Here is a 10,258-nt window from a genome sequence, read left to right as displayed (position 1 = left end):
AGCTCGTCCACGCCCTTGCGGACCGTCGTCTCGCTGACCTGGGCCGCTCGTGCGACCGCCCGGATACCGCCGTGACCCAGGATCCGGGCTTCGGCACCCATCATCAGCCGCCGCTGCCGTTCGTCGAGGTGCGGGAACAACACCCCGAACCTCTTGGTGTTCGTCGACCGGCTTCTGGCCACGCTCGTGCACCTCCGGCATGGAGCCACGCACGACGTGCTCGCCTGCTGGTTCGGTGTCGACCGCTCCACGATCACCCGGGCGATCGGTGAGGTGCGGCCGCTGCTCGCCGAACGGGGGTGCGCCGTCAGGCCGGACGTGCGGCTGCGGACCCTGGCCGAGGTCGTCGACCATTTCGGCGCCAGCGGGACGACAGGGATCATCGACGGCACCGAGATCCGGGTCCGCCGGCCGGCCGCCGGGCGCAAGGATCGGGACAGGTTCACCTCCGGCAAGAGCAAGCAGAACGCGGTCAAGACCATGGTCGTCACGGACGGGGACGGCCGCGTGCTCTTCTGCAGCCCGACCAGGCCCGGCAGCTGCGCGGACATCACCCAGGCCCGTCAGTTGGGGCTGGTCGGGCTCTTGGCGGATGGGCCTGCGGTAGAGATCCTTGCGGATGCCGGCTACCAGGGCCTGGGCGCGCAGACCGGTGGACGGGTGGTGACACCACCGCACCGCAAGTTCAAGAAGAACGCTCCGGACTGGTACGAGGAGATGTACGAGAGACAGCGCAAGGCGCACTCCTCACGACGCATCCGCGTCGAACACGGCATTGCCCACCTGAAGAACTGGCGGGTCCTGGCCCGCCACCTCGGCCGCCGCGAGCACATGAGCGACACCGTCCAGGCCGTCGCCGGACTGCTGTCCCACCAACAGACCGCGGACCTGACATCGGCACGGCAGATGTGAACACCGAGCCCTGCCACAACCCTCGACGCCTCACCGCTTACCGTGCACGAGCTCGTAGAGGTTGTCCCGTAACTGCTGGTCAGAGGTGGGATGATCTTGTTGTGGCTGGTGTGATCACGGCGTCGGAGCCCTCGTGGATAGGGCCGTTCACTGGGCTGAGTCCGCGGCAGTTCAACAAGCTGATCACTGCGCTGCGGCGTGAGGGAGCCGATCCGGTCCGTAAGGGCCGGCCGTGGTCGCTGCCGTTGGAGGACCGGGTGCTGCTGGTGGCCGCGTACTGGTGCACCAACCTCACCCTGCGCCAGCTCGCTCCACTGTTCGGCGTCTCCAAGTCGGCCGCCGACCGGATCGTCGCCCACCTCGGACCGGCTCTTGCGCTCCAGCCCCGGCGGCGGTTCCGCAAGGAGGCCGTGCTCATCGTGGACGGCACGCTGGTCCCCACCCGCGACCGGGCCGTGGCTGCCTCCAGCAGGAACTACCGCTACTCCACCAACCACCAGGTCGTCATCGACGCCGACACCCGGCTCGTCGTCGCCGTCGGCAGGCCGCTGCCGGGCAACCGCAACGACTGCCGGGCCTGGGAGGACTCCGGCGCCAAGGCCGCCGTCGGCACCACCCCCACGGTGATCGCCGACGGCGGCTACCGGGGCACCGGCCTGACCATCCCGCACTACCGCCGGCACAAGGACGAGGAACTGCCGACCTGGAAGGAGGAGCACAACGCCTCCCACCGCAAGGTCCGCGCCCGCGTCGAGCACACCTTCGCCCACATGAAGAGCTGGAAGATCCTGCGCGACTGCCGCCTCAGAGCCGACGGCGTCCACCACGCCATGCTCGGCATCGCCCGCCTGCACAACCTCACCCTCGCCGGATGACAGGCAAACGAGCAGCTCAGCCGGCATGTCACAGGGCATTTACGGGACACGGTCTAGCGGCCTGAGCAAACGGGCCGGACCACGCAGAGGCCTATCAGCATGGGCGCCAACTCGTCCGCGTGCTCAAGGCGCCGACAGGGCGGGCTCCGAGCGCATCCATGCTGTCCTCGGCGTCAGCGGGCACTACCACATGGACCGACAGTGGTCCGGCTGCAGCCGGACCAAAGCCCACCAGCCTCATTCGACCAGTCAGGCCGGCTTGTCGTCGATCCACTGGTAGACCAGGCGGCAGGTGATGAGGGCGTAGGCGGGGTGCGCAAGGGCAGTGAGGTCAGCGGTGGTGATGTCCAGGCATTGCCAGGCCGGCCCTTCGCCGGGGCCAGGCCCGGGGGTGGCGTCGTGGGCGGCGGCGAGTGCGACCGCGCTGGCGGAGCAGTCGATGCCGGTCGTCCGGTAGCCGAGCTCGTGATGGAGGTGGCGGGCCAGGGCGCTGTCACCGCTGCCGATGTCGAGGGCGGGGCGACCCTTGCCGGGGCCGAGGTGCTCGGCCATCAGTTGCTTCTCGGCCGTGCACACCTGCCGGTAGCGGCGGCCGCCTGCCCAGAGCGGCTCCCAGTACGCGGCGGGCAGGGAGCGGCTGTCCCGGCCCGGTGCTGGTGCTGGTGCTGCGGTGCTCATCGTGCCGCCTCCTCGGCGTGCGTGAGAGGACCGTCCGGTCCGGTGTCCCAGTCCCAGGCGCCGACGTAGGCCGCCACCCCACTCCGATGGGCCTCCATGACGGCCGTCAGCCGGTCGAAGTCCCTTACCGGCATCAGCGCCCGCCACTGCTCCAGCGGCAGCGTCCGTACCTCGTCGTGCTCCTCGGGGGCGAGGACGATGCCTGCGAGCTGCTCGTCGGTGAGCCGCCCGCCGTCGAACACGAAGGTGACGGTCGACGACGGGAACCCGGGCCCGGGCAGACCGAACACCGCCGCCAGCAGCTGCGGCGGCCCGGACACCACCAGCCCGGTCTCCTCGGTGGTCTCGCGCACCGCGGTCTGCCACGGCCGCTCGCCCGCCTCCGCCGTTCCACCAGGCCACTGCCAGGGGTGCCCCGGGCTGTAGACGCTGTGGAGCTGCACGGGCCGGTCGTGCTCGTCGGTGAAGAACACGCTGGCGGACACGACGGCCTTCGGCAGCGCCGCCGCGTACGCCTCGGGATCGAGCCTCTCCTCGGTCATCGCGCACCTCCGTCCCGGGCCTGCGGGAGGTTCGTCATCCGCATGAGGGCCGGATCGCGCGCGAAGCCGAACTCCTCATACAGCGGCGCGGCCTCCTTGCTCGCATGCAGCTCGTAGAGCGTGACCCCTTCTCGCTCCAGCGTTTCCAGCAGCGCGGATACAGCCGCCCGGGCGAGGCCGCGCCGCCGGTGGGCGGGTTCGGTGGCCACGACGTGGATCCGGGCGGCCAGCCCCTTGGGGTACTTCGGGGCCGACAGGACGGGGTGGACCAGTGCGAGCGCGCACGTGGCCAGCCCGCCGCCCGGCGCGTCTACGACGCAGGCACGGGCATCGCCCCCGGGCCGCAGCCGGGATGCGAGCTGGTCGCGGCAGATGCCGAGCCACTCCTCGTCAAGCGGCTCGGACAGGACGAGCTGCGAGCGCAGCCGGGTGATCTCTGCGGCGTCGTCCGCAGTGCCCGGGCGCGGAACAAGCCCGGTCACGGTGCTCGGTACGTCGGTGCTGTGTGTCATCGCGGGTCACCTCCGTCGATCGTGCGGGAAGCGTGCGCAGCGGCGCCAGCGCGGCAGCGCACAAAGGTGCGGCGCCCCCGTTCGACCAGCTCCGGGTCGCCGGTCTTGCTCCCGAAGGCGATGCCGGACACCGCGTCCAGGACCGTCTCCACCAGCAGGCGCGCCCTCTCGTCCTCCGTGAGACGGCGGCCGTACCCGTCAAAGAACGCCTCGTAGCCGGGGCGGTGCCGCCTGTAGGCATCCACCGTGGCGTGGAACAGGGTCACAGGGCTTTCTTCGTGTGGTGCTCGGTCGGGCAGGGGGCGGCGGGTTGGTGGGGCACCGGCGCGAGCGGAGGCAGGACCCACTTCAGGGCGCGCAGATGGGTACCGGAGGCGACGTGCTGTGGCCCGCCGTCTTCCGGCACGGTCACCCGGTACCTGTCGGGTCGTCCGGCCAGGACCCAGCGGGCGTGCACGTCCTCCAGCTCGGGGGCGGCGATCGTCATGTTCTCGGCCTGGAAGTCGCGGACGAGTCCGGGTGCCAGGTACGCGGCCGCGAGCCAGAAGCCGTACGCGTCGTCCGGCGGCGGCGCGAGCCGGGTCGGTCGCGGTACGCCGGGGTCGTCCTTGATCCGGGGCCGCATCTTCACCGCGTTGAGCCACCGGTAGCCGAGCATGGGCCGGTATCCGCGCGGCCGCCCTCGCGCATGCCCGCTTCCTGCCGCAGGCGGCGCACCACCTCGACGAGCGGCTCATACAGGGCCGGATCGTCCCCGGTCAGCTTGATCCCGTCGACGCCCTGGGCCCGCACCGCGGACGCCACGGTGATGAGACAGTCCGGATCCAGGTCGGTGCCGGCCTGGGTGGCCACCGCCTCTCCCGAGGGCCGGCAGTAGAAGCAGTTTCTCTTGCAGCGGGAGTTCACCGTCACCCGCACCTGCGGTAAGCGCATGTCACCCATCCCTCGGACATCGCTGACATTCACGGTGCGCAGCGTCCCGATAGCCCTCTGTCATCAGCAACGACTTCGACGAATCGCGATGTCAGGGTTTGTCGTTGAGGGGGTCGAAACCCTGACACGAGCTTCGCCTGCCAAGCGCATCTCCGAGGCTTGGTCGCAGCGACATGTCTCAATCTGTTTCATGCGGCGACCTTGGCAGCGAGAAAAGCCCAGATGGGTGATGGCACTTTCTCGCCAGGCCAGCAGCCAAGTCCGAACCGACGGCTGATCTCGGACGCGGGTCGCTGCCGGCCGTGCCCAGCGACGGGACAACGATCCGATCGAGTCGTGTGCAGGCAGGCGGACGCCTGCGGAGGAGGCCCTCGCCCGGGGCGCGAAGCCGCCGAGAACCGCCTTGTTTGCCTGTTCAGCGACTGTTACGGATTACGTCACGGGGTCAATCTGCTGAGTTCTTCTGTGGGTGCTTCTGGCGCTACGCTGCGCTGGGCCGTGCAGTCAGGACAAGCTCCGAGACCTCCGTGTGCCCCTCGAAAGCAGCGAGCGCCCTCGTGGAGACGGCGTTGCACCCCAGCGAATGAAGGACAGGTCCAGGTGAGCAGGGAAGCGCCCAAGCGCACGGTCGACGTCGTCGTGCTCACCATGAACGATCGTGACGAGGAGTTCTGCACGGCGATGGCCTCGGTCCTCGCCCAGCAGGACGTGGACCTGCGCGCCGTGATCGTCGGGAACGGCGTGGAACCCGACTATGTACCCGACGGCGTGCAAAGTGTCACTCTTGCCGCAAACACCGGCATTCCGGAGGGGCGTAACGTCGGAGCGGACGCTCTGGCTGCCCATGGCGCCGAGTTCGTGCTGTTCTTCGACAACGACGCAGTCCTGCCGGACCCGCACACCCTCACCCGACTGATCGCCGAGTTCGACCGGCACCCGCAGGCCGCCTACGTCCAGCCCCGCATCGCCGACCCCGCCACCGGCCAGACGCTGGGCCGGTGGGTTCCCCGGCTGCGGTCCGGCGACGCCCGGCGGTCGGGGGTCGTCACCGTCATGGCCGAGGGCATCGTCCTCGTCCGCCGCGCGGACTTCGAGGCGGTGGGCGGCTGGCCCGGGCACTTCTTCCTCTTCCACGAGGGAGTCGATCTGTCCTGGCGGCTGTGGGACCTCGGCCGGGTCGGCTGGTACGCCGGGGACATCGAGGTGCACCACCCGGCGACGAACCCGGCCCGTCACAAGCCGTTCTACCGGATGGTGGCCCGCAACCGGGTCTGGGTCGCGCGCCGCCGCCTGCCGGCTCCGCTCATCCCCGTCTACCTGACCGCCTGGATCCTGATCAGCATCTGGCGCTTCCGGTCCTCGGGAAATCTCGGGGTGTGGTTCAAGGGATTCGCCGAGGGGCTGCGCGGGGACGCGGGGGAGCGGCGGGCGATGTCGTGGCGCACGGTGTGGCGGCTGACGCGCGCCGGCCGCCCACCGATCGTCTGACCCGCCCACGCCCCGTGGGGACCATCAGCCGACGGCGGTGATCCGTTCGCGAAGGTCCCGTACGGCTGGCAGGGTCTTGTGCGAGGCCATGGTGGCGAGGAGGTCCTGGAGGGGGCCGACGGTGCGCTGCGAGCTGATCTGGTCAGTGAGGTCCAGGGCCTGGTGCGCGGTGCCGCACGCCTGTTCATGGTGCCCTTGGAGCCACTGCGCGCCGGCCATGCGGGTCAGGTAGAGGGCGTGGGTGCGTACCGCGCCGCCGTCGAAGGCGCGGGCGGCGGCCGCAAAGGTGGCTTCGGCGTCGCCCGGGCGCCCCATGGCCAGCTGGGTGGAGGCCCGCGAGCCTTGGAACTCGGCGAGGTCCATCCAGTACGCCCACTCGGGCTCCCGCTCGTCCGGGCTCTGCTCCGCGCGGTGAAGGTGTCGCTCGGCGTGGTCGAGGTCGGACCAGCAGCGCTCGTCACGCAGGTGCGAGCGGGCGCGGGCGCGGCGAGCGTGGACCAGTGCTTGCACCCGGGGTGAGGCCTTGCCGCGTACGGCGCTCAGGGCCGCGCTGGCGATCGACTCGGCCTCCGCGGGCCGGTCGCAGTTGTAGGCGGCTGCGGCCCAGAAGGTGAGGATATGGGCACCCAGGATCTGATCGTCGGCGCTGTGCGCGGAGTGCAGAGCGGACTTGAAGATCCGGTCGTCACAGGTGCCGTGAACGTCGAAGATGGCCCAGGCGCGCATCCGTTCCAGGTCGGCCGCCGCGGCGTAGAGGCGGCGGCCGTGGTCGAGGGAGTAGCTGCGGTTGGCCAGAAGGTCGGCGACCATGTCGTTGGCCGCTGCGGTCTCGCGGATCAGGGTGCCGCCGCCATCCTCGTCGTCGGTGCGGCGTAGGACGCGGACCTTGCGCTCGATGTGGGTGACGGCGGCCTCGCCGATGCGCCGACCGCTGGTGATCTCGCCCGCGGCCGCTGGGTCGGCGGTGAGCCAGGAGAACAGGCCCGCGGTCAGGGCCGACGAGCCGAAGATGAAGGACCGGCGATGCATGTCACTCCCGACTGAGTCTCTGAGCGCGTCCAGCGCGCCTTGGGGGGTCCACGGGAAGTCGCTGTACTGCTGAAGCGGGTCGAACTCGAGCCACTGGGGCCAGGGGTGGGTGTCGACGAGGTGCGGGTCGATGTCGAACAGCTCGGCCAGCAGCTTCTGTGTCTCCAATTCGGGTTCGCGGCCGTCCTCCCAGCGTAGGACTCCGGACGGTGCGGTTCCCAGGGGGCGTCTGCGCTCGGCGCTCAGTCTGCGCAGTTCGCGGGCGAGATCAGGCCGGTTCATGTTCCGGGCCTGACGTGCGATCACTAACCGGTGGATCTTCCCCACTGTTCCTCCCGCAAGGGCCCCGCACGGGCGGATATCCGGGCGACGCTAGCGGCTTGGCACCCGGGGTGGAAGAGCATCGGGCGGTGCTCCGATGGTGCTCCTTGACGCACCGCAACGGCACCACCGGAGTGTCTTCCGCCTGTGGTCGGGCGGCAGCGAGGGTGAGTTCAGCCCGAGGTCGCGGCAGTGGATCTGCCATCGGGCACCAACGCCCCGGACGGCCACGAACGGAGCACCGCCTTGTCGTTCACCGAGACGCCCCTGGACTTCAGCACCCCAGAGCTGGAGGCTCTGGCCCTGGAGGTCATTCCCGAGCAGCACTTCGAGCTGCGAGCTGAGGACGCCCGCGACAGCTACTTCACCGACACCAGCAAGCTGGACGCCAAGCAGCTGGCCCACGACCGGTTCCGCACCAACCCGCTGGCCCTGCACGATCACTTGATCAGAGCCTTGGACCTGCGCGGCGAGGCTGTTTCGCGCCACCCCCAAGGCCCGGATCTCCCTGAGCAACGGCGCCGAGCAGCTCGCCCCGCACTTCGCGTCCGTCGAACGCGTGGACTGGCAGGACCAGCTGCAGTTCGGCAAGGCCGAGCACTTCATGGCCTTCTACCGCAGCTGCAACCACTGCTGCGCCGGCTCCAGGCCGGGCGAAGGGCTGCCGACGGCGTTCTTCACCGAGCTCGAGGAGCGCGTGCACGCCCACGTCCAGGCCGCCATCGAAATCACCGGCTACTTCGCCCTGACGAAGTACACCGGCCACTTCATCTGCTCCTGACCCCTCCTCACCTCCACCCGGGAGACCTCTGTGCCTGCACCGCTGCACAACGACCTGACCGGCGCCCGTGTTCTGATCACCGGCGGCGCCGGGTTCATCGGCGCCGCGCTGCGCGCCACCCTGACCCGCGCCGGCGCACGCCCGGCCCTGCTGGACGACCTGAGCGCCTACGGGCCCACGACCCTGACCTTGCTGGGCACCGGTCCCACCGACCCGGCACTGACCATCGGCGACATCAACGACGAGCAACTGGTGCGCCGCACGGTCGCCGACGCCGACTACGTCGTCCACGCCGCCGCCCACTCCTCCGTCCACGGCTGCACCACCGACCCGGACAAGGCCTTCCGCTCCAACCTCGCGGGCACCGACACCGTGCTGCGGGCCGTAGCCGCCGCCCCCCACGTCCGCCGCTTCGTCCTGCTGTCCACCGCCCAGGTCTACGGCCACGGCGCCCCGCACGCCCCCCGCGGCGAGCGGGCCGACTACTTCACCGAGGACCAGCCACTCGACCCGCTGAACATCTACGCCAACTCCAAACTGTGGGCCGAGGGGCACACCCGGCAGATCCTGGACCTCGCCGGACGGGACTACACGATCGTGCGCCCGTTCAGCGTCTACGGGCCCGGACAGGTTCCCAAGCAGGGCGCCGCGTCGTGGGTGGTGGCGCAGTTCACCATGTACGCGGCCCTGGGCCAGCAGCTGCTGCTCAACAACGGCGGCCGGCAGGTCCGCGACTTCATCCACCGCGACGACGTCGCCGAAGCCCTGCGGCTCTGCCTCACCGCGCCCGCTGCGGCCGGGCAGACGCTCAACCTCGGCACCGGCATCCAGACTTCCGTCCGCCAGGTCGCCGAGCACGTGGCTCGTCACTTTCCCGGCGCCCGGATCGTCGACGCCCCCCGCGTCGCCCAGGACCCGCTCGGCGCCTGCGCCGACACCACCCGCATGCGCACTGTCCTGGACTGGCAGCCGGCCATCGGTGTCGCGGACGGCATCGCCGGCTACGTCGACTGGGTGCGCACCACCCCCAACGCGATCCCCGACTGGATGCGCGCCGAGACCAGCACCAGCCGCATCGCCGCCTGGAGTGCCCCCGCCCCCCGGTGACCCGCCGTCCCCGTTTCGAAGGAGAGAGCCCCGTGACGAAGCTGCGTACCGGTGTGGTGGGCCTGGGCTGGGCGGGCACCGTCCACGCCCGCACGATGGCTGCTCTGCCCGACGTCGACCTGGTCGCCGTCAGCGACCTCGATCCCGCCAAGCACACCGCCTTCCCCGACATCCCCCTGTACAGCGGCGTGGAGGAGATGCTGCGCCTGGAGCTGGACTACTGCGTCATCGCCACTCCGAGCGCGACCCACGAGCACTACGCCCTGGCCCTCGCTGCGGCCGGCGTACCCGCGCTGATCGAGAAGCCGCTGGCGCCCACCGGCGCGGCGGCCCGCCGCATCCACGACGCCTTCGCCCGCACCGGGACCTTCGCCGCCGTCGGGCACACCGAACGCCACCAGGCGCCGCTGGCCGAACTCGCCCGGCTCCTTCACGGCGGGGACTTCGGTGAACTGTGGCAGATGGAAACCCGACGCCAGGGCCCCTACTCCGGCCGCATCCTGGACGTCGGCGTCGCCCTGGACCTGCTGGTCCACGACATCGACCTGGTCTCCTGGCTCGCCGGGGAGCCCATCGAGTCGGTCACCGCCGCCACCCGCACGCTGGCCGGCCCGTACGAGGACACGGCCACCGCCATCACGCTCCTGCGTGGCGGGGTCCTTGCCCACCACCACGCCGACTGGATCACCCCGTTCAAGCACCGCAAGGTCCAGGTTCACACCGTGGCGGGGGTTCTGACCGCCGACACCGTCGCAGGCACCCTCACCCACCACCCCAACACCGCTTTCCCGACCGCAGCGGGGTCCTTCCCCGGCGTCCAGGGGGGCGAGGCCCGGCTGATCACGCTGCCCGAGCAGGAGCCCCCCTTCACCGTCGAGCACCGGCTGATGCGCGACGCCCTCCTCGGAGCGGGCCCCCGCGGTCTGGTGACCCTGGCCGAGGGCGCGCACGCCGTGGCGGCGACCGAGGCGCTGCTGACGGCGGCGGGCTCCGGACGGGCCACCGCGGTGACCGCCCGCGAGCTCGCCCTCACCTGACCGTCCACCCTCGGAGGGAAGACATCCTGTGCTGCCCGTGCAA

13 protein-coding genes and 1 pseudogene are annotated in these 10,258 nt (G+C 70.7%); 6 read left to right on the top strand and 8 right to left on the bottom strand.

Features of this window, described 5'->3' with window-relative positions; translation table 11 throughout:
- Positions 1-143, bottom strand: a pseudogene (locus ACIF8T_RS35755) (ISAzo13 family transposase); the annotation flags it as partial.
- Positions 144-216: 73 nt separating this feature from the next.
- Between ACIF8T_RS35755 and ACIF8T_RS35750 the strand changes: the two are divergent.
- Positions 217-912, top strand: coding sequence for a transposase family protein (locus tag ACIF8T_RS35750; protein ID WP_400041050.1), 696 nt, complete (start codon positions 217-219; stop codon positions 910-912).
- A 101-nt stretch (positions 913-1,013) separates the two neighbouring features.
- Positions 1,014-1,787 (top strand): transposase, encoded by a 774-nt coding sequence (locus ACIF8T_RS35745; RefSeq protein ID WP_400041048.1) that lies wholly within the window; start codon positions 1,014-1,016, stop codon positions 1,785-1,787.
- 249 nt (positions 1,788-2,036) lie between these two features.
- Here ACIF8T_RS35745 and ACIF8T_RS35740 read toward each other — a convergent pair whose 3' ends face one another.
- Genes ACIF8T_RS35740 through ACIF8T_RS35715 form a run of 6 tightly spaced genes read right to left on the bottom strand, consistent with a single transcriptional unit; the run spans position 2,037 to position 4,485 of the window.
- Positions 2,037-2,465, bottom strand: coding sequence for a methyltransferase domain-containing protein (locus ACIF8T_RS35740; RefSeq protein ID WP_400041046.1), 429 nt, complete (start codon positions 2,463-2,465; stop codon positions 2,037-2,039).
- The gene (locus tag ACIF8T_RS35735; RefSeq protein ID WP_400041044.1) at positions 2,462-3,007 is read right to left on the bottom strand and encodes an NUDIX domain-containing protein; all 546 of its coding nucleotides are present in this window, start codon (positions 3,005-3,007) and stop codon (positions 2,462-2,464) included. The genes ACIF8T_RS35740 and ACIF8T_RS35735 overlap by 4 nt, the downstream gene beginning before the upstream one ends.
- Complete coding sequence (locus ACIF8T_RS35730; RefSeq protein ID WP_400041042.1) at positions 3,004-3,519, bottom strand: GNAT family N-acetyltransferase; 516 nt, start codon at positions 3,517-3,519, stop codon at positions 3,004-3,006. The genes ACIF8T_RS35735 and ACIF8T_RS35730 overlap by 4 nt, the downstream gene beginning before the upstream one ends.
- The gene (locus ACIF8T_RS35725) at positions 3,516-3,785 is read right to left on the bottom strand and encodes a hypothetical protein (RefSeq protein ID WP_400041040.1); all 270 of its coding nucleotides are present in this window, start codon (positions 3,783-3,785) and stop codon (positions 3,516-3,518) included. The genes ACIF8T_RS35730 and ACIF8T_RS35725 overlap by 4 nt, the downstream gene beginning before the upstream one ends.
- A complete protein-coding gene (locus tag ACIF8T_RS35720) occupies positions 3,782-4,177 on the bottom strand; it encodes a hypothetical protein (protein WP_400041038.1) in 396 nt (131 codons plus the stop codon). The genes ACIF8T_RS35725 and ACIF8T_RS35720 overlap by 4 nt, the downstream gene beginning before the upstream one ends.
- Positions 4,147-4,485: a radical SAM protein gene (locus ACIF8T_RS35715; protein WP_400041036.1), complete on the bottom strand. Its 339-nt coding sequence runs from the start codon at positions 4,483-4,485 to the stop codon at positions 4,147-4,149. Before ACIF8T_RS35715 ends, ACIF8T_RS35720 begins: the two co-directional genes overlap by 31 nt.
- 567 nt (positions 4,486-5,052) lie before the next feature.
- Here ACIF8T_RS35715 and ACIF8T_RS35710 point away from each other — a divergent pair.
- Positions 5,053-5,940: a glycosyltransferase family 2 protein gene (locus tag ACIF8T_RS35710; protein ID WP_400041034.1), complete on the top strand. Its 888-nt coding sequence runs from the start codon at positions 5,053-5,055 to the stop codon at positions 5,938-5,940.
- 24 nt (positions 5,941-5,964) lie between these two features.
- On the opposite strand, the gene ACIF8T_RS35705 is transcribed toward ACIF8T_RS35710, so the two are convergent.
- On the bottom strand, positions 5,965-7,251 hold the full coding sequence (locus ACIF8T_RS35705; RefSeq protein WP_400041032.1) for an XRE family transcriptional regulator: 1,287 nt from the start codon (positions 7,249-7,251) through the stop codon (positions 5,965-5,967).
- Positions 7,252-7,849: 598 nt separating this feature from the next.
- On the opposite strand from ACIF8T_RS35705, the gene ACIF8T_RS35700 reads away from it, so the two are divergent.
- Genes ACIF8T_RS35700 through ACIF8T_RS35690 form a run of 3 tightly spaced genes read left to right on the top strand, consistent with a single transcriptional unit; the run spans position 7,850 to position 10,215 of the window.
- Complete coding sequence (locus ACIF8T_RS35700; RefSeq protein WP_400041030.1) at positions 7,850-8,071, top strand: hypothetical protein; 222 nt, start codon at positions 7,850-7,852, stop codon at positions 8,069-8,071.
- 30 nt (positions 8,072-8,101) lie between these two features.
- Entirely contained in the window at positions 8,102-9,178 is a 1,077-nt protein-coding gene (locus ACIF8T_RS35695) for an NAD-dependent epimerase/dehydratase family protein (protein WP_400041029.1), read from the top strand.
- A gap of 32 nt (positions 9,179-9,210) precedes the next feature.
- Positions 9,211-10,215 (top strand): Gfo/Idh/MocA family protein, encoded by a 1,005-nt coding sequence (locus tag ACIF8T_RS35690; protein WP_400041028.1) that lies wholly within the window; start codon positions 9,211-9,213, stop codon positions 10,213-10,215.
- The last annotated feature ends 43 nt before the right edge of the window (positions 10,216-10,258 follow it).

The sequence above is a fragment of the Streptomyces sp. NPDC085946 genome (assembly GCF_044540485.1).
Lineage (GTDB): Bacteria > Actinomycetota > Actinomycetes > Streptomycetales > Streptomycetaceae > Streptomyces.
Note: the sequence above shows the minus strand (reverse complement) of the source record. Positions and strands in the feature narration are given on the sequence as shown.